At 59.9% G+C, this 24,069-nt stretch carries 15 protein-coding genes; 4 read left to right on the top strand and 11 right to left on the bottom strand.

Annotated features, from left to right (window positions below):
* Positions 1 to 7: 7 nt before the first annotated feature.
* On the bottom strand, positions 8 to 985 hold the full coding sequence (locus tag AC07VR_RS07255) for a TauD/TfdA family dioxygenase (protein WP_495010853.1): 978 nt from the start codon (positions 983 to 985) through the stop codon (positions 8 to 10).
* A gap of 257 nt (positions 986 to 1,242) precedes the next feature.
* Here AC07VR_RS07255 and AC07VR_RS07250 point away from each other — a divergent pair, with 257 nt between their 5' ends.
* From AC07VR_RS07250 to AC07VR_RS07235, 4 genes are all read left to right on the top strand, one after another.
* A complete protein-coding gene (locus AC07VR_RS07250; protein WP_494994870.1) occupies positions 1,243 to 3,303 on the top strand; it encodes a TonB-dependent receptor in 2,061 nt (686 codons plus the stop codon).
* Positions 3,304 to 3,420: 117 nt separating this feature from the next.
* The gene (locus AC07VR_RS07245; RefSeq protein ID WP_495010852.1) at positions 3,421 to 4,842 is read left to right on the top strand and encodes a diaminobutyrate--2-oxoglutarate transaminase; all 1,422 of its coding nucleotides are present in this window, start codon (positions 3,421 to 3,423) and stop codon (positions 4,840 to 4,842) included.
* 70 nt (positions 4,843 to 4,912) lie between these two features.
* Positions 4,913 to 6,067: an efflux RND transporter periplasmic adaptor subunit gene (locus AC07VR_RS07240; protein WP_495010851.1), complete on the top strand. Its 1,155-nt coding sequence runs from the start codon at positions 4,913 to 4,915 to the stop codon at positions 6,065 to 6,067.
* A gap of 44 nt (positions 6,068 to 6,111) precedes the next feature.
* Entirely contained in the window at positions 6,112 to 9,237 is a 3,126-nt protein-coding gene (locus AC07VR_RS07235; RefSeq protein ID WP_495010850.1) for a multidrug efflux RND transporter permease subunit, read from the top strand.
* A gap of 437 nt (positions 9,238 to 9,674) precedes the next feature.
* Here the strand turns inward: AC07VR_RS07235 and AC07VR_RS07230 are convergent, their stop codons facing one another.
* The 10 genes from AC07VR_RS07230 to AC07VR_RS07185 form a co-directional block, all read right to left on the bottom strand.
* Positions 9,675 to 11,219: a Fic family protein gene (locus AC07VR_RS07230; protein ID WP_495010849.1), complete on the bottom strand. Its 1,545-nt coding sequence runs from the start codon at positions 11,217 to 11,219 to the stop codon at positions 9,675 to 9,677.
* A 572-nt stretch (positions 11,220 to 11,791) separates the two neighbouring features.
* Positions 11,792 to 12,847, bottom strand: a complete 1,056-nt coding sequence (locus AC07VR_RS07225) for a hypothetical protein (RefSeq protein ID WP_495010848.1) — start codon at positions 12,845 to 12,847, stop codon at positions 11,792 to 11,794.
* A gap of 33 nt (positions 12,848 to 12,880) precedes the next feature.
* Positions 12,881 to 14,689 carry a hypothetical protein gene (locus AC07VR_RS07220; RefSeq protein WP_495010847.1) on the bottom strand — a complete coding sequence of 603 codons (1,809 nt, stop codon included), beginning with the start codon at positions 14,687 to 14,689 and terminating at the stop codon, positions 12,881 to 12,883.
* Positions 14,690 to 14,692: 3 nt separating this feature from the next.
* A complete protein-coding gene (locus AC07VR_RS07215; protein WP_495010846.1) occupies positions 14,693 to 15,985 on the bottom strand; it encodes a hypothetical protein in 1,293 nt (430 codons plus the stop codon).
* A 19-nt stretch (positions 15,986 to 16,004) separates the two neighbouring features.
* Positions 16,005 to 16,928 (bottom strand): hypothetical protein, encoded by a 924-nt coding sequence (locus AC07VR_RS07210; RefSeq protein ID WP_495010845.1) that lies wholly within the window; start codon positions 16,926 to 16,928, stop codon positions 16,005 to 16,007.
* A 66-nt stretch (positions 16,929 to 16,994) separates the two neighbouring features.
* The gene (locus AC07VR_RS07205) at positions 16,995 to 19,379 is read right to left on the bottom strand and encodes a hypothetical protein (RefSeq protein ID WP_495010844.1); all 2,385 of its coding nucleotides are present in this window, start codon (positions 19,377 to 19,379) and stop codon (positions 16,995 to 16,997) included.
* A 10-nt stretch (positions 19,380 to 19,389) separates the two neighbouring features.
* Positions 19,390 to 20,529, bottom strand: coding sequence for a hypothetical protein (locus tag AC07VR_RS07200; protein ID WP_495010843.1), 1,140 nt, complete (start codon positions 20,527 to 20,529; stop codon positions 19,390 to 19,392).
* Positions 20,508 to 21,953: an alkaline phosphatase family protein gene (locus tag AC07VR_RS07195; RefSeq protein WP_495010842.1), complete on the bottom strand. Its 1,446-nt coding sequence runs from the start codon at positions 21,951 to 21,953 to the stop codon at positions 20,508 to 20,510. Before AC07VR_RS07195 ends, AC07VR_RS07200 begins: the two co-directional genes overlap by 22 nt.
* Positions 21,943 to 23,175 carry a metabolite traffic protein EboE gene (gene eboE / locus AC07VR_RS07190; protein WP_495010841.1) on the bottom strand — a complete coding sequence of 411 codons (1,233 nt, stop codon included), beginning with the start codon at positions 23,173 to 23,175 and terminating at the stop codon, positions 21,943 to 21,945. Before eboE ends, AC07VR_RS07195 begins: the two co-directional genes overlap by 11 nt.
* Complete coding sequence (locus AC07VR_RS07185; RefSeq protein WP_495010840.1) at positions 23,172 to 24,056, bottom strand: TatD family hydrolase; 885 nt, start codon at positions 24,054 to 24,056, stop codon at positions 23,172 to 23,174. Before AC07VR_RS07185 ends, eboE begins: the two co-directional genes overlap by 4 nt.
* Positions 24,057 to 24,069 lie beyond the last annotated feature (13 nt).

Genomic DNA, 24,069 nt, shown 5'->3' with positions numbered 1-24,069 from the left:
GTGGGATTCACGCCATGGCAACGATGACTTTGCGGTCACCGGTGTAAGGATTGCGGCCGTGTGCGACCAGTCGATTGTCGAGCATCAGGATGTCGCCGGGCTGCCAGGGGAAACTGATGGCGGTCTGGCGATAGACCTCGCGCACGGAATCGAGCACCACGTCGGGAATGGCCGAGCCGTCGCCGAAGTAAACGTGGCGGGGCAGGTTCTCTTCACCCACCGCGGCCAGCAGGCTGGCGCGCACGCCCGGCTCGATGGCCGACACGTGAAACAGGTGCGCCTGATTGAACCAGACCCATTCACCCGAATCGGGATGCTGCAGCACGGCCGCGCAACGCTGGCGTGTACGCAGGTCGCCGTCGGCTTTCCATTCCCACTCGATGTCGTTGTCCCGGCAATAGCGCTCGACCTGGGCACGGTCTTCGGTGTTGAACACTTTCTGCCACGGCAGATCCAGCGCGCCGCTGTAGTTGCGTACATAGAGCAACTCGCGACGGGCGAACAGTTCGCGGATCTCGGCGGGCATGCGCTGGTAGATCAGGCGACTGTCGGCAATCGGCGTTTCGCCACCGGTTTCGCTGGCCTTGATGCAGTGGAACCAGATTCGCGAAGGCCACGGCCGGGTGTAGGCCTGCTCGTTGTGCAAGGGAATGAATTGATGGGCCGGGTATTCGGTAGAGCTATAGACCCCGGCGAAGACTTTACTGCGCGGCGTAGAACCAAATTCGTAACTGGCCAGCGGTGCGCCGAAACTGGCGGCAAAGCGCTTGAAATCGATGGGCGTGGCGACGGTGAAGCCTCGAAACAGTACCCCGCCAACGGTGGTCAGGATATGGGGCAACGTGTCGCGGATCGACGCGTCGAGGTCATGAATCGACTGTCCCGGTTTCGCCAGTACCAGCACGGGCAACGTTGGCTCGCGGCCATCCATTGGAGCATTGGATAAGGGTTCGGAACGCCCGCTCAGGTGTTCGATTGAAGTCATCCTTACGCATCCTTTTTATCTTTCTCGGTCAGGCGGAATGACGTTGGCAAACCTGAAAATCGGGGCAAGGTTGCCAGGACAAAGTCCGACTGAAATGTATTCGTTCTGATATGCGGCGGCATATTAAATACAAATGAGATAGATTATCAATACTATTCCTTTAAGTTTTTTTTTGATCTAGACTGCCGCCGTCTGTAGAAAAACAGCGTTCTTGACGTAAGAAAAAAACACAAATATCTGTTGCATGGGAGCGGGGCGTGAATTTCAAAAAGAATACAATTGCGTTGGCTGTAGGGTCGGCGGTGTGCCTGGCTAGCAGCGCATGGGCGACTGAACAGTCGAACACAATGGAGATCGCTCCGATCACGGTGACGGGTGAAAAAATCAACCGCACCCTTGAGCAAACCCAGTCCAGCGTCGTGGTAGTTACTGGCGAACAGCTGCGTGAACATGCTGACAAGGATCTGGTGGATGTGTTTGCCCGTACGCCGGGTGTGTACAACCAGGCCGGTAACGAAAACTGGGGTATTCGCGGTGTGCCGGTGTCCGGTTTCGACGACCAGGGCCCGGCCACGCTCAACGGTGCGGTATCGGTGTTCATCGACGGCGCCCAGCAGCCGAACCGCGCGTTGACCCTCAGCCCGATCCCGCTCTGGGATGCGGAGCAGGTCGAAGTGTTTCTCGGTCCGCAATCCTCGACGCAAGGCCGTAACTCCCTGGCCGGTGCGGTGGTCATCCAGACCAAAAATCCAACCTTCCAGCCGACCTTCTCGGCGCAGACCAATGTGGGGAACTATGGTGAGCGCGGAGCGGCCGTAGCCGGTGGCGGTTCGATCGTCGACGACAAGATTGCCGGGCGCATTGCCGTGGATTATCAGGACGGCGACGGCTATATCCGTAACGTCACGCTGAATGACGACGCGAACCCGCGACGCACCAGCAACGCTCGCGGCAAGTTGCTGATTCTGCCCAACGACGATGTCGATGTACTGTTGACCTATGCCCACAGCGAAAACCGCCAGGGCGACAACTCGGTGATGCGGGTCAACAACCGGGTCCGTTATTACGAGCTGTCCTCCAATACGCAGGCGTTCGATAACGTCAAGCAGGACACCCTCAGCGCGAAGATCGATTACCGCCTGAACGATGCCTGGACGCTGACCAGCCTGACCGCCAACACGCGCTCCGACTATAGCGCCCGGCTGGACTTCGACCAGACCGCCGAGGTCAATGACGTCATTCTGCGCAAGCAGAACGGTGACATGTTTAGTCAGGAGCTGCGCCTGGGTTACCAGTCCGACACTGTTCGCAGTTTCGTCGGTGCCTACTACGGCCACACCACCAACAACTTCCACGACAAGTTGTTGTTCGACAACGAACTGGCCGGCGCCACCAAGGGTGACACGCGCATTGAAAACCAGGCGTTGTTCGGTGAGATCAACTGGACGTTCGCCCCGCGCTGGACCCTGATCACCGGCCTGCGCTTCGACCACGAGCAGAACGACACCGACATCGACCAGGATGACTTCTCCAGCGCCGGCAAAGTCAGCAAGTCGTTCAACGCCGCGCTGCCGAAAGTCGGCATCAACTATGAACTGGCCACGGATCAGTTCGTCGGCTTCATGGTGCAGAAAGGCTATCGCGGCGGTGGCGTCAACGTACGCGCCGGTGGCGGTCACGCGGCCTACGATCCGGAATACACCACCAACTACGAGCTGTCCTACCGCGGCTCGTTCTTCGACAAGACCCTGCGTACCCGCGCCAACCTGTACTACACCGACTGGAAAAATCAGCAGGTCAGTGTGCTGGACCCGGACACTCAGTTCGTTCACATCTTCAACGCCGGTCGCAGTGACATCAAGGGCCTGGAAGTCTTCGTTGAAAAAGACATCACCGAACAGCTGACACTGACCGTCGGTGGCGCCGTCACCGATGGCAAGTACAAGGACTTCGTCGCGGATGACGGCAAGGACAGGAGCGGCCAATCGTTCCTTTTTTCGCCCAAATACAAGATGTCGGTGGGCGGCGTCTATCGCTTCGACGACCGCCTGACATTCGCCACCGACGTCACCTACCAGAGCACCACCCCGTCGGAATACGAGTTTGATTCGAGCGGCAAGGTCACCGGTGTGCGCAAGAGCGACAACTACTGGCTGGCCAACTTCAACACCGAGTACAAAGTCACCCAGAATGTTGCAGTGTCCGGGTTCATGAAAAACGCCTTCAACAAGGAATACGTCACCAACAACCGCAGCGGTGACATCATCGACGTCGGCGCACCGCGCACGGTGGGTGTGGTTCTGCGTTACGACATGTAAACCCATGGGCGCGGGGAGGCTGTCTTCCCGCGTTCGGTTTCAAGGTTGTCGCTGCCTGCGACGCTCGTTTTCAGGCAGCCCCGTTCCCTTCCAAACCCAGCCTCCATGGAGGAAATCATGAATGCTTTTTCGAATGTCACGGCGGGTGGCGCGCAACAGCTACATCTGTTGCATACCGGTTTGTCGAGTCCTTACTGCCTGGATCCGACACCGCTGCTCGAACGCCAGCAACAGCAGGAATCCAACGCCCGCAGTTACCCTCGGCGCATTCCACTGGTGCTCGAACGAGCCCATGGCATTTACGTGCAGGACAGTCGTGGACAAGTGTTCGTCGATTGCCTGGCCGGTGCCGGCACCCTGGCGCTGGGCCACAACCACCCGGTGATTATCGAAGCCATCACCCAGGTCATGGCCGCTGGTGTACCGATGCACACCCTGGACCTCATGACGCCGGTGAAGGATGCATTCGTACAAGAAATTTTTGGCTGTCTGCCCACAGAATTCGCTCGCAATGCGCGCATCCAGTTTTGCGGCCCAAGCGGGGCCGATGCGGTTGAAGCGGCGCTCAAACTGACCCGCACCGCCACGGGGCGGCACTCGATCCTGGCGTTTGAAGGGGCTTACCACGGCATGACCCTGGGGACGCTGGCCATCAGCGGCAACCTGTCGCCGAAGAATGCCCTCGGCGCGCTGATGCCAGGCGTGCAACGCTTGCCTTTCCCCCACGATTACCGTTGCCCATTCGGTGTGGCCGGCGATCAGGGCGTAACCTTGAACGTGCGTTACCTCGAGCATTTGCTCAGCGACCCGGAAAGCGGTGTTACTGCACCGGCGGCAATGATTCTGGAACCGATCCAGGGCGAGGGCGGGGTGATTGCCGCGCCGGACCGCTGGCTTCAGGAGCTTCGCCGGTTGACCCAGGCTCACGGCATTCCGCTGATCGTCGACGAGATTCAGTGCGGCATCGCCCGCAGCGGCCGGATGTTCGGCTTCGAGCAGTCCGGTATCACACCTGACGTCATCACCTTGTCCAAAGCCATCGGTGGCGGTCTGCCGCTGTCGGTCATGGTCTACAACGATTCGCTGGATGTCTGGCAGCCGGGTGCCCACGCAGGTACGTTCCGTGGCAACCAACTGGCAATGGCCGCCGGTACCGCGACCTTGCGCTTCATCCGCGATGAAGGCTTGGTGGCACACGCCGAAACCGCGGGCGCGCATCTGCGCAAGCAGTTGCGGATGCTGCAAAGCGAGTTCGCCTGGGTTGGCGATGTACGTGGTCGCGGCTTGATGCTCGGCATGGAAATCGTCGACCCGCAAGGCGCCCTCGACGTACAGGGGCATCCGCCAGTGGACGCGGTTCGGGCCAAGGCCTTCCAGCAGGCTTGTCTGAAGCACGGTTTGATCGTCGAGCTGGGCGGACGCCACGGTGCGACCGTGCGCTTCTTGCCGCCGCTGATCATTACCGAACAGGAAATCGATTTCGTCGCGCAAATCCTGTTCCAGGCAGCGAGCTCGATCAATGAGCGCTGTACGGGTTAATGATCTGCCGATGCACAGGGCTTGCCGAGATGGGCCGGCAAGCCCGCTCTTTTTTGCACAGGGACTGACAATGCGCAAGGCTTTAGCGACGATGAAACCCGCTTGGGTGTTGATGGCGGTGTTGGGATTAAGCGGCTGCGGTGCTCAGGATCAGCCCTCTGAACACACTGCGTCAGCGCCTCAGGTGAAGACGCTCACCGTGCAACCCCGACCGTTTGCCATGACCTCCGACCTGCCGGGCCGAATCGAACCGGTGCGCATCGCCGAGGTGCGCGCGCGAATTGCCGGTGTTGTGTTGACCCGTCATTTTCAGGAGGGCAGTGACGTCAAGGCGGGCCAACTGCTCTTCAGCATCGACCCGGCGCCGCTCAAGGCCGCCTTGATGCGGGTCGAAGGCGACTTGGCCAAAGCCGAGGCGGATGTCTATCGCGCCAATGCTCATGTCCAGCGTTACAAACAGCTGGTGGAAGTCAACGCTGTCAGCCCGCAGGCATTTGACGACGCGGTCTCTGATCTCAAGAGTGCCCAGGCCAATCGCCTGGCCGCTCAGGCTGATGTGGCCACTGCCAGACTCAACCTCGGTTACTGTCAGGTGCGTGCACCGATCAGTGGCCGCATCGGCCGTGCCCTGGTCAGCGAGGGTGCACTGGTCGGCCAGGATGAAGCTACGCAGATGGCGAGGATTCAGCAACTGGACCCGATTTACGCCGACTTTACCCAGTCCGTCGATCAGGTCGTGGCCTTGCAGCAAGCCGTGGCCAGTGGTCGCCTGACCCTCACCGGCGCAGGCGCGGCCAAGGTCACGGTGCAGATCGGCAGTCCGGCACAAACCCGACAAGGCAAGTTGATGTTCTCCGATATCTCCGTGGATCGAAGCACCGGGCAGGTCACCTTGCGCGGCGAGTTTCCTAACCCTGACAACCTGCTGCTGCCGGGGATGTATGTGCGTGTAGTGGCGCCGGCGGGGGTCGATCCTCATGCGCTATTTGTGCCGCAAAAAGCAGTGCAGCGGGGCCCTGACGGTCAGGCCCGTTTGATGTTGGTGGACGCAGAGGGGGTGGTGCGCGAGCGCATTATCAGCACTGGCGCGATGCTTGGCTCCGATTGGCAAATCACTCAAGGGTTGTCGGCCGGCGAGCAGGTGGTCATTGAGCGGGCCGATAAACTGAGTGCCGGCACGCCGGTCACCGTCGTTACCCTGGCTGAGCAGCAGGCCCGAAACTGACGGTCTGACGCATTCTTCCACGGCTGTTAGCCAGGATTTTACCAATGCCCGATTTTTTCATTAATCGTCCGAATTTCGCCTGGGTCATCGCGTTGTTCATTGCGCTGGTGGGAGCGCTGACACTGGGCACCTTGCCGGTCAGCCAATACCCGGACGTGGCCCCACCGCAAATCAGTGTCAGCGCCAGCTACCCCGGCGCCTCGGCGCAGATCATCAATCAGAACATCACCAGTCTGATCGAGGAGGAACTCAACGGGCTGAAAGACTTGCTGTACTACGAGTCCAATAGCGCCAACGGCAGCGCCGAAACCACCATCACCTTCAAGCCGGGAACCGATCCCGACATGGCGCAGATCGATGTCCAGAACCGCTTGCAACGGGTGATTGGGCGGCTGCCTCAAGCCGTGATCGAGCAAGGCCTGAAAGTGGAACAGGTGCGCGCCAACTTCCTGATGATCTATGCCTTGTCTTACACCGATGGGCAGCAGGATTCTATCGGGTTGGCGGATTACGCCGCACGGGGCATCAACAACGAGATTCGCCGCGTGGCCGGGGTCGGGCGGGTGCAGATGTACACCGCCGAGCGCGCCATGCGCATCTGGGTCGATCCCACCCGGCTGGTCGGTTACAACCTGTCGATGGCTGACGTGAGCAAAGCCATTGCCGCGCAAAACGTGCAAGTGCCTGCCGGCAGCATGGGCGAACGTCCGGGGCCTGCCGACCAGCACATTACCGCCACTGTGATGGTGCAGGGGCAGCTCGAATCGGTGGAGGCGTTCGGCAACATCGTGCTGCGGGCCAATGACGACGGCTCCAGCGTCAGGATCCACGATGTGGCGCGGGTCGAACTGGGGCGTCAGGACTACCGCTTCGACGCTCGCCTCAACGGTAAACCCGCGGCGGCCATGTCGGTGCAATTGGCACCGGGCGCCAACGCGCTGCAAACAGCGGCCGCGATCAAGGCGCGGCTCGAGCAACTGTCGAGCACCTTGCCGGCGAACATGACATTGAGTGTGCCCTACGACACCTCGTATTTTGTCGACGTGGCGATCAAGCAAGTCATCTACACGTTGGTCGAAGCCATGGTGCTGGTGTTCCTGGTGATGCTGTTGTTCTTGCAGAGCCTGCGTTACACGTTGATCCCGGCGATCGTGGTGCCGGTCTGCCTGTTGGGTACACTCGCGGTGATGGCCCCGCTGGGTTTTTCGATCAACATGATGACCCTGTTCGGCATGGTGCTGGCCATCGGTATTCTGGTGGACGACGCCATCGTTGTAGTGGAAAACGTCGAGCGCTTGATCACTCAAGAGCGGCTGTCGCCCAAAGACGCGACCCGCAAGGCGATGCAGCAGATCAGTGGGGCGATTGTCGGCATTACTCTGGTGCTTGCGGCGGTGTTCCTGCCGTTGGCGTTCATGGGCGGTTCGGTGGGGGTGATCTACCAGCAGTTTTCCATGGCGCTGTCGGTGTCGATTCTGTTTTCCGGGTTCCTCGCACTGACCCTGACGCCGGCCCTGTGTGCCACGTTGCTCAAACCCTTCGATCCGACGCATCAGGCCCGCCCCAACCGCTGGGCGAATGCCTTCAATCGACGCTTCGATGCCTTGGCCCAGCGTTACGAACGGCTCAGTTCGAGTTGGGTCCGGCGCAGCACCCGCAGCATGTGCCTGTACTTGATGTTGCTATTGGTACTCGCATTCGCCTATCACCGATTGCCGTCCTCATTCATGCCGTCCGAGGATCAGGGCTACATCATCACGGATATCCAGCTGCCACCCGCGGCTTCAGCCTCGCGCACCGACGTGACGGTGCAAGCGTGGGAGCACTATGCCCTGGAGCAACCTGCCACGGACCAGGTGCTGGCGATCATGGGGTTCAGTTTCTCCGGGGTCGGGGCCAACGCTGCATTGTCGTTTGTCAGCCTCAAGGACTGGTCGGTTCGTGGAAACGGGCAGGCCAGCGATGCGGTGGCCCGGCGCGCGAATGAGGCCTTTGAAAATGCCGCCGATGGCACGCTGTTCAGCGTGGTGCCTCCACCGGTGGAAGGCCTCGGCACCTCAAATGGTTTCGAGTTACGGTTGCAGGATCTGGCGGGGCAGGGGCACGAAGCGCTATTGAACGCTCGAACCCAATTGCTGGAGGCGGCCAAGGCATCGCCGGTGATTGACTACCTTATGGAGGATGGCCTGGCTGATGCGCCACAAATCAATGTCAGCATCGACCGTGAGAAGGCCGAAGCCCTCGGTGTGAGTTTTGATGTGATCAGTTCAGCGTTGTCCTCGGCGCTGGGCTCGGAACAAATCAATGAGTTTGCCAATCAGGGGCGGATGCAGCGGGTAATCGTTCAGGCGGACAGCATCAGCCGCCAGACGCCTGAAGCGCTGCTGCGCCTGCAAGTGCCCAACCGGCAGAACCGATTGGTGCCACTGGACGCCTTCAGCCGTTTCGAGTGGCAGGTCGGGCCACTGCAGATCGCTCGCTATAACGGCTCGGCGTCGCTACGTTTTTCCGGTGATGCCGCGCCGGGTTACAGCACCGGTCAAGCCATGGAAGAACTGCAGAAAATCGCCCGTCAGCTGCCGGCCGGTTTCAGCCTCGAATGGGCCGGGCTGTCACTTCAGGAACAGCAGGCCAGCGATCAGGTACCGCTGCTGGTGGGGTTGTCGTTGATTGTGGTGCTGCTGGTACTGGTGGCGCTGTATGAGAGCTGGACCATTCCCTTTGCCGTGCTGTTGATCGTGCCTATCGGCATGCTCGGTTCGGTGGCCGCGGTGACGGTCATGGGTATGCCCAATGACGTCTATTTCAAGGTGGGGTTGATTACGATCATTGGGCTTGCGGCGAAGAACGCGATTCTCATCGTCGAGTTTGCCAAGGCGCTACACGCTGAGGGAGCCAGCCTCGCGCAAGCGGCTGCTCAGGCCGCGCGTCTGCGTTTTCGTCCGATCGTCATGACGTCTCTGGCCTTTATTCTCGGTGTGGTACCCCTGGCAATCGCCACCGGTGCGGGTGCTGCCAGCCAGCGGGCGATCGGCACAGGCGTCATCGGTGGCATGCTGGCGGCGACCGTGCTTGGAGTTTTGTGGGTGCCGGTGTTCTTTGTCTGGGTCTTGTCCGCGGCAAAGCGGTTGAATCGCCAGCGTGTCGTCATCACCGAACCCACGGCATAGTCGAGCAGTCTCCAGCCAGAGGTTGGCGGTTAATTTTCAAAGACTCTCAGGGTCGCCAAAGAACATTTTGACTGGGCTCTAGAGCGGTAGTTTCAGGCCGAAAAATCTTGGTGATGCGCCCGCTTTGGGTTGAAGCGGCCATTGGAAACCGGGGCCAACTGCATCGCCAGATGCTTGTACTATCTTGGCAAATGTCGTTGATGTTTGTTGGCGCGCATCCGCACACATAATGCCCTCCAGCCCCTCCCCTGAGGGGTGTATGAATGTCTAGCGAGGTTGTCGAAAAGGTATCGAAATTACATCGCCAAACGCCAGGAGTAGGCCGAACGCCTGCAGAGTTTTCGGTGAGGCGCGGAGGAATCGGGACAAGTCACCTTCGATCTGCTTTCGATCCTAGGAACCAAGCGTTGTGAAAGACAGAGATGTGAAGTTGAAGATCACTCTTCGCCGCTCCCCACTTCTTGTTCTTCGAATGCGGAGCGCACGGCTTCCACAACACGTTCCGCCCGGTGAGCGTCGTCCAGCTGCGGATACGCTTTCTTCAATTTGCCAGATACCTGCCAGCCATTTTCCTTGAGAGAGCGAATGATGCGGTTCGTGTCCTGATCCGGCATTTCTACCACCTCTTTGAGCCGCTCCTGGGCGCGCTGGAAAATGACCAGCACACGGGCCTCATCGGCCATCTCGGTACGGACCGTATGCGCCACGACCTGTGCCGTGTACAGGACGTGTTCAGTCAGATCGGGATAGCGCCATGCGAATTGCGCGTCGTCGTAGTCATCGAAGACCAGGTTGCTTGGGGTGCCGTCCCCGTAGACGACGAGTTCGCCAAACCGATAGGACGCTGCGTAACGTTGCATGAATGGCCGCGAAAACACCTCCAGCGTACGATCGTAGCGCGCCCGAAAATCGATCGAGCTCGTGATGGTGGCCGACACCGGCAGGATCACGCCATCAGGCACCGCCTTATCGCGGATCAGGGTGTCGTTGATCAGGAAGCGATGGATCCGACCATTGCCGTCCCGCATGGGGTGGATATACACAAAGGCGAAGGCGATGGCCGCAGCTCGAGCCAGCGGCTCGGCGCCCCGTGTTGCCAGCTCGAATGCTTTCAGGCCATCGAGCAGTTGCGCTAGCACCTCAAATTGCGGCGCAATGTAGTGCACGATATCCTCGCGCATGGTCGCCTGTCCTACGAAGACCGGCGAGTACCGCAGGCCCAGTCCGAAGGCCTCATGACCCAAAATACCGGCTTGCAACGTGTGTAGGCTATCGTTGCTCAACGGATCCTTGATATGGCCACAGTACTTGGCGATCACGTGGGCAAACCGCTGGATCCTGTCGGCCTGGTCTGCCTCTTTCTCGATCAGAAAGCTCGCACGCGACTCCTTGAGCGTCAGCCAACTGGCCGTGCGCATCAGGATGTCGGCGCCAAAGGTTTGGTTCAGCTCGCGCAGTGCTGCATCCAGGTCAAATTGCAGCGCTTGCTGTACGGTATCGGTACGGCGGACCAGGGGGCAGAACTCCGGCACGCCGGGCAGATTATTGTTGATGCGCCAGCGCCGTATCCGTAGTGGCTCAACGCGGGTCAGGTACTGCTGCGACGAAACGGCATCGACATAGCCGCCATTGGTCACATCCGGCACATCCAGATGTTGTCCGGTTAGCCACTCGTACAGGAATCCGGTGCGGCGGGCATATTGCCCAAAGGGCGCTTGCCGGCACCAGGCTTCGATGGGCTCTGGGCCAACAGCCGCAAACAGACGGGCGAAAAACTCGAGGTGAATTTCTTCGTACTTGAGCCCAAACTCGAAATGCCCCGCGAAATTGTCCACCGGCTGGTAGCTGGCGGGATACTTGTTCTCGACATGTCCGTTGCTCTCGCGGCTCATCCGTGTCGTACCGATCACCGATTCGACACGTAGGGGTTGTGCAAGCGCGATACCGTAGCGATCGGCGAGTGCCTTGAAGCCTGCCTTCATTGTCGAAACCCCTAACGCGAGCTTAAAAATGATAACCGGAAGGAGATAGTACGCGAAAATGATAATTCAGGGGGGCGCGAAAACGCTAACGATCACTTGAAAGTGATAACAAAACAACGGTTTTTTCCGAAAATGATAATGGCCTGGAGTGCCTTGTAGGAGAAGCGTATGGGACGACGCTTGCCTGGCCGCGTAAAGTCGTCAAAGTAGACTCTCAGGGTCGCCAAAGAACATTTCACCAAGGCTCTATCTAGGCTTTTCAGGCAGTTGGGTCATAAATCTGCCTCCAGTTTTGCCCCTGTTGCGCCTGATATCGTCGGTCAGCCCAAGTTAGTTGCTCTCGAGGTATGAAGCATTTCAAGAATTCTGCCCACATTGCTTTTGTCTCTGCCGTGGGCCAATCGGGTGAGGCGCTCGACATGGCGATAGCTTTTGAGTTGAGCCATTGCCGAAGCGCCTGGCCAGGCAGCGCAAAATGCACAGTTCGGCGATGCGAGTCTTGCCGGCGCTAGAATGTGCCGCCGTCTTTGCGAGCAGGTTCTCTCCCACACAGGCCACTAGGCACGTGCTTTTCAGAGTTGCACCCGACGCAATCTGCCGCTCAACGGGACGACGTTGTTGTCTGGCGTGGGCAGAGGCCGGCCGGTCAATCCCATGCCTTCGCTCACCAGTACCGCATCCTGCAACAGGCACAGGTTGGAAGGGGTATCCAGGCCGCGGGCGAGCACGGCGACTTGACCTGTTTGCAGGTTGCAGCTCAGCAGTCGACCGGTGAATCGGCTAAAGCCGCCATGGAGTGGTTCGCCGTTCCAGTCCGGCGGCAAGGGTTGCTGCAAGCGGTCGCAGAGTTCCAGGACCAGCACGTTCCCCTTCGGACACAACGCCAGTCCGGTGGGCAGTTGCAGGCCGCGAATCAGTATGTCGATCTGCCCGCTGGCCGGCGACACCCGAATCACTCGGCCTGCCTTGTCGGCAAAGTCGATGCCCTTGCGCGTCGGGTCGCCTTGCAGTTCTCCGGAGAACAGGCTGATCAGCACCGCGTCTGTCGCCGGCTCGTACACCAGGGTCACGGGAACGGCTTCCTGGCCCTGGTCCAGTACAGGCAACTGGACCAGCACGCGTTCGTCCTGGCCGCTGGTGAACTCCACCAACCGATTGGTATCGGGTTTGACGGCCAGCCAACTGCGGCGGGTTGGGTGGTAACACAGCGCATTCAGATTGCCACGGCTGTGAAACACCGGCTCGGGCGGGGTGTATTGCAGGTCCAGCAGTCTGGAGCCCTCGACGTAATCGGTCTGGCTGACCAGGCAGCGTCCGTCACCGCAGGCGATGTCCGACAGCCCCATGATTTCATCACGCAGCATGCGGGCCTGCATGTTCATGGAGCGAAAACCTTGCGCCAGTATTTCGCGGGGCAGGTAGGCGCCGGGTCTGTGCGGATCCGGTCGCAGTCGACTGATACGGCCACTGAAGGTCTGGTCCGGCAGGCCTGAGCCGGCTTCGCTCAGCAGCAGGCTGCCATCGGCCTGCACACAGACGCCGCGAGGGTTCAGCAGGCCTTCGGCGATGATGGTGCTCGGGCACAGGGTTTCGCCGGGGCGTGCGGGGATATGAATGGGTACGGGCATAAGGTCGCTCTCCATGGACAAGGGTGGGCGTAGCTACTGCGGCGGTTGCCACGGTTCACCGGTGAGATAGGCCCGGAGCAGCGCCCGCTGGCAGGGCGACATCGAGCGCACCACAGGCATGAACAGCGTGGTGCCTTTGTAGGCATCCGAGGTTCGGGCGAGGATGGGGTTCTTGGCGGCCATGATCGCGTCGGGCTGATTGAGCGGGATGTAGCGCGACATGGCGGGGAAGGCCAGGTAGTGAAAACGCAGGACGTTCGGATACATCAGCGGCCAGGTGATGGAGGTGCCCGCGGGGATGCCGAAGTCGGTCTGCGCGTATTTGCGAAAGCTGGTGAAGTAGCCGCTGCTTGGAAGGCCATTGGCCGTGCAGGTCAGGGCGACAAAGCCCGCCTGGCCGGCACTGCCCGGTTTGATGGTGACGGGGAAACTGACGGCGAGCTGGCCGGCATTCACGGTCAACGAGGCTGGGAAGTCGAGGAAGTCCCAGTATTGCGGTTCAACGTACACAGCAGGAGCACCCGCCTGCAGGTCGATTTCGGTGGTGCTGGGCACCGGACCGCCCAGATACCTGACCTGCAGGGTGAGCGACAGGCCATTCGGATAGTCCTCCAGATAAACGTTGCGCTGGTCGGCATAGATCCGATAGGTCGATTCGGTGGCTTGCAACGTGGTCCCGGCGACCTTGCCGGGCGCGTTGATCGCCAGGGCGGCGGTCTGCACCGCCTGCAGTTGGTTGAAGGTCAGCGGCAGGTCAACGATGCCGCCATACACGTAGTAGTCGAACAAAGAGCGGCTGCTCGGGTCCAGGGTAGCCAGTGTGGTGGTGCCTGCGGTGATGGTGACGGGGCCGTAGTTCGCGTTGGGCCCGATAGGGCTGGTGATGTCGTCCCTGACGGCCCTGAAGGTTTCCTTCGGAATGACGTTCACCATGTCGATGCTCAGGTAACCGTTGTTGCCCAGGTCGGCATAGCCGGCATTCCCCGTGCTCTGGTTGACCAATTGCCGGCCTGGCTGACAGTTCAGCGGCTCGTCGGCGAAAGCCGGGGCCAGCGTACCGATGACCCGGCCGATGCTCGGATTGGGGGTGTATCGACCGGCGGCGTAATCGGCGTCCAGTTGTTCGGTGGTCATCGTGGGGCACATTTCGAACATGACGAAACGCAGGACGATGCCTGTCGCCCCTGGTGCCTGGATGATCGATCGCAGGCCAGCGCTGTTCTGGTTCCAGCTGACGATGCTGCTCAGGGGAAAGGTCAACTGGAACGTGCCACTGGCGTGAAAGGAGCCCGGCGCATCCATTTTCGCAGGTAACAGCACACGCCCGGTCACATCGAAACTGCTGCACACGGTATTGCTGCGAATCAGCAATTGGATGTCGCTGTTACCGCCAATTTGCAGACCGCCGACGAAAATCTGGGTGGTCGTTGAGGAGGTGGGGTCCAGGTCCACCATCATTGGGCCGGACACAGGCCCTTGTCCGGTCACCGGGTCCACCGAACCGAGCAGATAGACCGGCTGGCCCACCATGTCGCCGGTGGTGCTGATGCTGCCAGGATTACCCTGGGAACTGATCAAGGCGTTCTGCATGTCGACCACATGCTGCCCGTAGTGATTCCAGCCGCCGGCGGTGTAGTAGTCGCCGTCAGGCGCGTTAATCATGTTGTTCAGCTGATCGTCGGTGTAAGACTGGGCACCCGGCGCCAGGGTCGAAGTGGTCAGGTCGAAGAGCGGCCATTCATCATTGCCGTCGTAAGGAATGGTGGGGGAGTTGTTCGGCAAGCTGACGTCCGTGCGGATGCCGCCCCAGAAATTCAGTCGTGGTCCGTTCAGGATGCTCATGATTTATTCCTCGTCCTTGATGGTTTTGCCGACAGGCGCATTGGCGAATTTGAACAGGTAGGAGTAATCGGACTTGTAGGGGCTCTTGACCGGTGTCGCCATGGAATGGCAATTCATGCAGCTGCTGTTGGGCTGGATGTAACTCTCCATGGTCACGTTGGCCGAGAGGGCCGGTGTCGGCTGGCCCAGTGGATTGCTGGGGTTATCCGGCATCAGCGGGCGCTGGGTGGTGATGAGCTGGTAGTACTTCAACACGCTCCTTTGCAGCCCCGGGTCGGTGCGGTACTGGGTGTTGACCCCGTTGGTGACCTCGGCAATCGGGGTAAACCGGTTCAACGGGTTCGGCGTCTGGAACGTGGTCCCGGGTTTGGGCACGCAGACCAGATGCACGCCCTGGGTTTGCCAGTCGCACGGCGACTGGTTGAGGCTGGCGGCGGGGGCGGAGGGGTTGAAGTAGGAGTAGGCCGTGCCGGATGTCGGCTGGTCGACCCACACGCCGTTCACCAACACCTTGGGCGGAACGTTATCGATCTGCTCGAAAGTCGACCAGATCCACTGCGGATAGCCGTTCACCTTGGTGATGATGTGCAGGCCCACCAGACCCAGGTAGGCCTCGGTGACACCGATGCGCTGACCCTGGTCGTCGAACTTGGCCACGCGCGCGAGCATGGTCAGATAACGGCTGGCATTGTCACGGGTGGTGAGGATGCGCCAGCTCGATTTGACCTCGATGACCCCATAGGGGAAGTTGATGTTGTTGGCTTTGGAAACCACATCAGCGTTATAGAAACTGTTGGCGACGATGTAGTTGTAGGAGGTCTCGTTTGCCGAGATGTCGTAATAGGTCGGGTTACCGGCCTGGTCGATCAGCCAGCCGCCGACGGCCTGGTCGACGGCATTCACCTGAGAGCTGTTCTTCAGCGCGGCGATGTTGATGATGCCCAGGCTTTTGGCGGCTTGCTGGGTATTCCACGGGCCAGGATCGGCCCCTCTCGGCAAAAAGATTTCCTCCACGGTCTTGTAGGTCTGCCAGACGGTGTAGCCGGGATCCCCAGGCTGTTTGTTGCAGTCGGGATCACCTCGCTGCCCGTCCTGTGCGGGCCAGTTCAAGGCGATGAACATCTGCCAGCTGTATTGATCGAACAGGTCCTGACTGGCCGTGGCGGCCGGCGCAGTGCTGGGGGGCTGGCAATTCAGGTTGCTGGTCTGCGTCGACGGCCTGGCCTGTTCCCGGGCCAGGCCCGGCAGGCTGGCCAGGCCCATTAGCATCACGGTGAGACGGAGTGAAGTTTTCATGGCGATCCTTCGTCATTGGTCAGGGTTTGCGCTGCATGAGCTTGTTCCACTGCGCCTTTTGGCCGTTGCTCTGTGAAGCCGGTGGCTCGAACAATTGGCAGGGCGGCGGATTCGCCGGGCACATGGCGGCTACCTGAGCCCAGGTCTTGGCCGGGTCCGGTTTGGCGATGCGAAAGTTGGTGTAGTTCTGGCTGACGATGGGCGCATTGGCGACGCTGGCGTCACCGGAGAAATAGAATGACTGGGGATGCCGGTAGGGCGGTTGTCCCGAGGGTTTTTTGTAAAAGGCGTAGCCGAACAGGATCGGACCTTGCGGTGATTCGAGATCTAGCGCGTAGGCCTGCACGCTGCCATCGAGGTTTTTGCTGCGCTCGGCGCTGTAGGGCAGGTGCTGGATAAAGTCTTGCCGCGGTGGATGATTCATCGGCGAAAACATGCAACAGGCCGGCATGTCCTTGGGGCGGTCTTGCGGGTAAGTCAGGAAGTACGCCTTGTTGCCCAGGGATACGAAGGAACAGGTGTAGTTGTTGTTCTTGATCGGGAAGATCGGCAGACAGTACTTCTCGTAGTGTTCCATCATCGCGCCGAAACCGTCGCCGTCCGGCGGGATATACGTGGTGTCGTAGTAGCTGGTACCCCGGGAGACGGTGTAGGCCGCCGGGGCAAGGGTGCTGGGCGGATCGCTGTAGGGCGGAGGGTTTTTTTCGTAGTTGTGCATCACCCGGTACATGGTCCAGTCGCTGATCCAGAACGCTGGAAAAAACGGATCGGAAGGATCGCCCGGTGCGCGTTTGGCGATGCAGTTGCCGTTCTGTTCGTTGCACCCCTCGGTGTTGTGCACCCCCATGGTGAAGTAGACGGCGCCGCTGTCCGCCTGGGCGAATAGAGCCGGGATGAGCAGCAGGGTCAGCAGCAACAGCCGGTTCAAAATGCTGGCTTTCATATGACACTCCTGTGAAGTGCCGGGTGACGCTCGTCACCCGGTGGTCCTGCTTGAAGCATTGTGGCTTTAGCCTTGTTCGTAGTCGCTCATGCTGAGCGGGACGGGCGGGAAATTGCGTTTCACCAGGGACTGCGCCCAGAGCTCCAGTACTGCGCGTCGGCTTTGTGACATGTCGCGGGTGATGGGCATGGCAAGTGTGCTTTCCTCCTGGTACTCCTTGCTGATCAGCACAATCAGCTGGTCGATGGCGCCTTCAACTCGTGCCTGGGAGTTGAGCGGCATGAACTTGTTCATGATCGGGTACAGGTAATAGAAGGTCTGCAAGATGCGCGGGTAGATGAAGTTTTCCCACAACAGCGTCGCGGCGTTCTGACGCGTGCAGATGGAGTTCCAGTAGGTGATGAAGTCCTGTTGCAACTGGGGATCCAGTGGCAGGACGCGCATCGGGGCGAGGAAGTCTGTGTAGGCCTGGGTGTAGTTGAAGCTGAAGGGGACGGCCGGGTTGTTGTGGTCTTCCTGCACGAAGAACCGCAGGGTGGGAAAGCCCGGAGCTCGGGCACTGACGCCCAGTTGGGCAATGCCGCTGGCGTTGGTGGTGATCTTTGCAACAGAGTAATTGACGGTGCTGTTCTGAGCATCGCGCAGTGTCCCGGTTCTGGAGATGGCTGCGTCAAATACCAGGCAAGGGCGCAAGTTGACCGCGACCGGTCTACCCAGGTCATGCAGGAACTGCTGATAATTTACCGGTATTCCCGAAGGCTCGACATTCGACTCATCCACGGCCTGTAGAGCGGTGAGTCCACGGCCGCTACCGGTAGACAGGTGGCTTGATATCGCGAGCATGTCGTTGAATTGCGGCAGATTGGGCTTGTTCAATGTGCGGTCTGCCGGATGGTCGTAGAACAGCGTGAAGTCGGCCGGATTACTGAATGCCAGATAGTAGTTGCTGGTGGTCACCGTGAAGGGGTTGCCATACTCCGCCACCCACAGCACGGTGTTGGCCGCTGGCTTGCCATCTTTTTGCACCATGATTTGCAGCGTCTTGTGATCACCCACGTCGATGAAACTGCCGCTTTCTATCACTTCGGCGGTCCACATCTGCTGGGTGGAGGCGATCACGGGTGCTCGCACACCATGGCCTTGCAGTTGCAGTTCAAGAGGACCTGACTGCAGTGTCGTCTTCTGCGCCGAGGTGAGCTGGAAGTCCAGGAGGCCGGAGCGTTTGTCGAAGGCTGCTTGTCGGTAATCCTCGAAGCCGAAGTTGATCACCGGGTTGAATTGTCCATTCTGGCGTACGCCCAATTGATAATCGCCGGCATGGAATTTTTCGGCCGTCAGGATAGGAGCGGCGCCGTCCACCGGATGGAACGGAAAACTATTGGCCAGATCCAGCGACAGGGTGTTGTCGGTAATCTGGGCCGAAATCACGCCCAGCGGGACGTTTTTTACATCCTGAGGTTCGGTTATCTCAATAACAGGTACGGTGTTGGCGGACACCAGGCGCCGGCCGGCGGGTGCGGTGGGGTATTCGTCGGCAAACCAGAGGCCCAGGGTCGCCGCGGTGCTGCTATAGGCGGGGTTGAAAAATATATCGGAGACGTTGTCCAGGCCCTTCTGATACATCGCTTGCACTTTGGCCATGTCCGCGGGCGTCGTGGAGTGGGTATTGATCGGCGGGAAGTCGTTGAAAATGCCGTTCTTGTCATAGCAGGTCAGGTAGGTAGAAAACCTGAACATCAAGCCACGAGCCCCTTGTTGCTTCATCTGCTGTTGAAGCTGACTTAACAGCGCGGAGTTGCCGATAACCCATTCCAGGTTTTCCTGAGGAAAGCAGGTCTGCCAGGTGGTGGTGACATACTTCAGACCACCGAGGGCCCCCCAATTGAAGTTCAGGAATCGGTCCAGCATCCGGTATTGCCGATTGAGGGTCAGGCCGCATTTATCATCCCCCAGCACCAGTTTGTCGAAATACAACGCGGTGAAGGTGTTCTGCCACGGGCTGATGTCCACGAAGCGCGCGGCAGTAGGACTGGCGCTGCCAAAGGGGTTACCGAGCAATTGGTAGTTCTTGCCGACCAGCGCATCCTGGGCGATGTAGTTGTTGGCCTGTAGCTCGCCGCCGATGACCACGGAGCGGATATCTTCGTAGCTCACCGTGCCGCAGGCATTGTCGCCAAACAGATCCCATTCCGCGGGAATGTACGGGGTCGGGCTGCCATTGGTCGGCACCATCGGCACGTAGTCCGGGACGTTATTCACGGGACTGATGACCCAGGGCATCAGCTTGTTGGGGGCGTTCTGGCGCGTGATGTCGTAGAAGTTCACAAACGGCCAGTTAATATCCATGTTGACCGCGTCATAGAGCGGAAACACATCGTTGTTGTTGGCCGTTGGCGGGTTCCAGAACATATGGCCGTTGAGGTAGATACGGGGGAAATTCAATACGCTCATGTCATGCTCCTTAGCGTTGCCACTGGGCGTGTTTCAACGACCAGACAAAATCCAGTTTGTTGTAACCGGCGAAAGCCGAGTTCGGCAGCGGGGTGGTGGGGTAAACAATGCCGCCCTGTTCTTTCAGGGCGAAATTGAAGTAACCCTTTTGGTTCGAGTAGGCGGCGGTGCCGTGGCAGGCCAGGCAGGATGAGGTGTTCTGGAAGGCCGATTCCAGCTGGGAGTTGGCCAGCACCTGGGTGATGGGCTGGAATTCCACCCCGATCAGTTCGTACTTCGACAGGGCGGGATTAGCGGCCTGAAAGCTGGTATTGACCGTTTTGGCAACCGGTGTCGGTCCTGTGGTGTTGGTCATCGGGGTAGCCGGTACGGCATTGGTCACGGTGTACTTGCTGTTGTTGACGTTTTCGAAGGTGGTCCAGACCCAGTTGGCGTTCAGCTTATTGACGACGTGCAAGCCGCTCAATGCGGCATAGCCGACCTTGTATATACCGTTTTGCAGGTAATAGGCCTGGGCGATGTAGTAACCGTCTTTCTCCAGTTTCTGTTTGTAGGTCGCGTCGGAGCCGATCCACAGCCAGGAGGATTTCAACTCCCAGGCGATGGGTGGAAACTCCAAATTGCTGGTCAGGGCGGCCTGGCCGTTCATGTTGTAGACCTGCTTCTGCACGATGTAATCGAACGTGCCCTGGCCCATCAGCAGCTGAAAGCGCACGGGGTTGCCTTTTTCTGTCGTGGGCACCGCACCGCCCATTTGCAGAATCAAGCCATCGACCTGTTGGGTGGCCTTGAGGTTATGGAAGGTTCGGGACATGTCCATTCCTAGCGCCTTGGCCTGTGTAAGCACCGCGTTCGGGGGCGGCACGGAGGTGCCATAAGGGGCGGGTTTGGCGCCATTGGGCAGGTAGACCTGGTCGGAAGGTTTCATCGATTCCCACTCGCGGTTTGGGCTCCCCGCCGCTGCGGGCTGGTTCAGGCAGACGAACCAGTTCCAGGCCATGGTCTCGGGACTCTGCGCAAATGCGGCCCGGGTCTTGTCGACGTCTCCTCCAAATTGCAGGAAATTGCTGCAGTCGAAGTTGTTGGTGTTCTCGGCCTGAGCCAAACCGGCCAGGGCACTCAGAACTGTTATAGAAATGGCTCGCCGCATGGAAGCTCCTTGGCATTGGCCGGGTCGGTGTGTGAGTGCCCCAGGAAGTGCTCCAGGAGCAGTTGCTTCACTGCCGTGGCCGCAAGGCGTTGCGGCAACGGCAGATCGCAATTGGTGATGAGCAGCGGGCCGGTCTTCTCGCTGTCGGGCAGGCGGCCATGGCTGCCACGGACCAGGCGGGTGTCCAGCGGAATCAGGTCCATGTAGTAGCGAAAGCCGAGCTTTTTCTGCAGCAGGCGGCGCGCCACTTTCAATTTCGGGAAGCGAATGGCCGGGTCGATGAACAGTTCCAGCGGGTCGTAGCCGGGCTTGCGATGAATGTCCACAGTGCGGGCAAAATCGGGTGCCTTGCGATCGTCGAACCAGTAGTAGTAATCGAACCAGTAACCCGGTGTGGCCACGGTCACCAGCTCGCCGCTGCGCGGATGATCCAGTTGCCAGGCCCGTTGTTCGGCTTTATCCAGCACCTGCTCGATGCCGGGCTGGCGCTGCAACAGCGCTTTGACCCGAGGGATGTCATGCGCCTGTTTCACGTAGATGTGCGCGACCTGATGATCGGCCACGGCAAAGGCCGCGCTGGCGCCGGGGTCGAGCAACTCCCAGGTCAGCGACTGGCGGACCTGCAACAAGCCTTCTGCACGCAACAGTCGGTTGATCGATACGGACTGCTGCACCGCTTCGATCCCGTATTCGGACAACACCATCACCGCCGCGCCTTGCTCCTGGGCAAAGGTCAGCAGGCGACCCACTTCACTGTCGATGGCCCGAACCTCGTCGGCAATCGACGGATGATCGGGGCCCAGTCGCTGCAGGCAGTAGTCGAGATGGGGCAGGTAGACCAACTGCAAGTCAGGTCGATCGATCTGGAACTCGGCGATGGCGCAGTCGACGATCCAGCGGCTCGACGCAATGCCGGCCGCCGGGCCCCAGAAGCTCGGAAAGGGGAATTCGCCAATCTGCTGCTCGATAAGCTCGTGCAACGCTGTCGGTGCCGAATACAAGCCGAACATTTTGCGGCCATCGGCCGGGTAGTGCGGGCGTGGGGTGATGGCGGCGTCCACGTCGGCATACATGTTGTACCACCAGAACAGCTGGCTGCAGCGAAACCCGGGGAGCTCACGCTTGAGCGCCTGCCAGACCTTTTCTCCCTGGATCAGTGCGTTGGGTTGTAGCCAGAAACGCACTTCGGCCTGGTCGCGAAAATACCAGCCATTGCCGACGATGCCGTGTTCCGACGGCGACAGGCCGGTGAGAATCGACGCCTGCACCGTTGACGTGACGGCCGGAAACACCGGTTGCAGGCTGGCCATTTTTGCCGTTTTCAGCAGGGCATTGATGTGCGGTGTCGCCGGCCCCAGCAGCGCCGGTGTCAGCCCCACCACGTTGATCAGCAGCAGCGGTTGGCGCGGGTGATCAGAGGGCATCGGCGTACGCCTCCCGCGCTTGGGGTTGCAGCAACTGCCGCTGCCGCAATTGGTCTTCGACCCAGTGCAGTTCTGCGGCGATTCCCTGGAGTTGGGCGTGCTCGGTAGTGGGCCTAAGCGTGGCGGGCAGGACGCCCCAGCTGTAGGTTTCCACTTCCAGCACGGGACGAAAATCCCCATGGTCTGCGAGAAAGTCGAAAGTCTGCGACAGGGCGATCTGACTGCCGCTGAGCTCAGGCAGCAGCAAGTGTTCGCTGAACAACGGAATGTGGAAATGAATCCGCAGCTCGGGGTACTGCTCCAGGTTATTGGCACAATCGTCGAGGGCTGCGGGAAGATCGGCCCAGCCTGATAACCGCTCCTGCGCATCGCGGGCTTTGACTTGATGCAGGTAGGTGGTTTCGGCGAAGTCGCTCAAGGTCTTGAGCACGTGTTCGCGCCGGTTGTCGTCTTCAGCGGGCAGGCGACATATCAACGCGTTGGACAACTGAATCTTGCCGACGGGCACCCGCGCCTGACGCAGCTTCTCCAGCGACTGATAGCAGTGTTCGAAAACCACGGCCTGGTGGCAGACATCAAAGCACAGCGCCAGATAGTCATGGTGCGGGTCGCTGGCTTGGTAGCGGTGGAAGAAGGCGATCGCCTGGCCGGTGTTTTCCAGTACACAGTCCGGCTCCATCTCCAGGCAGAACACGATCTTCTTGCCGGTCTCCAGATGGAGCCTGGCCAGCGCAGCGGTGAGCTGGCGCAGCAGATGTTCGGCTTGCTGCTGTAACTGCGGACTCCAGCTGGTGGCATAGCCCAACGGCACGGTGGAAATCACGCCCTGACGACAGTCCAGCGGCAGCGCATCGGCAAGGATCCGTGCCAGATTCAGGCTGTACGCCAGCCGCTCAGGCTCGGCCCAACTGGGTAAATAAACCTCGGTTTTCACTGCGCCCTGATGAAATTGGCCATAGGGAAAGCCGTTAAGCGAAGTCAGCCGTAGCCCGCTGCGTTGCAGCAGGCTGAGGAAGTCCGCGCGAGCCGACGGCTGTTGCAATTCGGCCGCGGCGAGGGCACTGATCCATAGCCCACTGTCTTGCTCATCCAGGCCGCGCAGGGTGCGCACGCCCTGAAAATGCTGTTCGATGGATGACCGCAGCCCGGCCAGGTCACGGGTCGGGTGCACGTTGCTGCAATAACCGACCTGCGCGGCAGCCCAACCCGTGCCGGCGTTCATTTGATCACTGGTTCCTGACCACGCAGGGCAGAGTTGTCCTGCCACTGCCGACGCTGGTCGATGGGCAGCGGGGTGCTGACCAGGGCTTTGTCCAGTTGGCCGCTTTGGGCGAAAAAGTCCACGGGGTTATGAAACAGCACTTGTTCGACCTGGCTTTCGCTGAAGCCGGCCGCCAGCATCGCCTGGCCCGTTTTTGGCACTTTGAGCGGGTCGCTGATGCCCCAGTCGGCAGCACTGTTGACCACCATTTTTTCAGTACCGTATTCCTGCAGCAGGGCGACCATGCGCTGTTCCGACATCTTGGTGTTGGGGTAGATCGAATGGCCGCGCCAGCAGTTGCTGTCCAGCACCAGCGGCAGGGTCAGTTCGTTGAGGTGGTCGATGATCACCAAGTGCTCGGCAATCCCCACTTCGCGAATCACCGCCAGGGTGCGTTTGGTGCCACCGATCTTGTCGCGGTGCGGGGTGTGCACCAGCACCGGTAAATTGAATTGCTTGGCCAGCTCCAGTTGCGCGGCGAGAAAGCGATCCTCCTCGGGGGTAATGTCGTCGTAGCCGATTTCGCCGACCGCCACCACGCCGTCTTTCACCAGATAGCGCGGCAGAATCTCCAGCACTTCATTGGCCACCGACAGGTCATTGGCTTCCTTGGGGTTGAGGCCGATGGTGCAGAAGTGATGGATGCCGAACATGCTGGCGCGAAAGCGCTCCCAGCCCAACAGCGTGTCGAAGTAGTCGATGAAACTGCCGACACTGGTCCTGGCCTGGCCCTGCCAGAAGGCCGGTTCGATCACCCCGGTGATGCCGGCGGCGGCCATGTTCTGGTAGTCATCGGTGGTGCGGCTGACCATATGAATATGCGGGTCGAAGTACTTGAGCATGGTGAATCCTCGT

It is taken from the genome of Pseudomonas sp. GW821-FHT02H09 (assembly GCF_059421425.1).
Note: the sequence above shows the minus strand (reverse complement) of the source record. Positions and strands in the feature narration are given on the sequence as shown.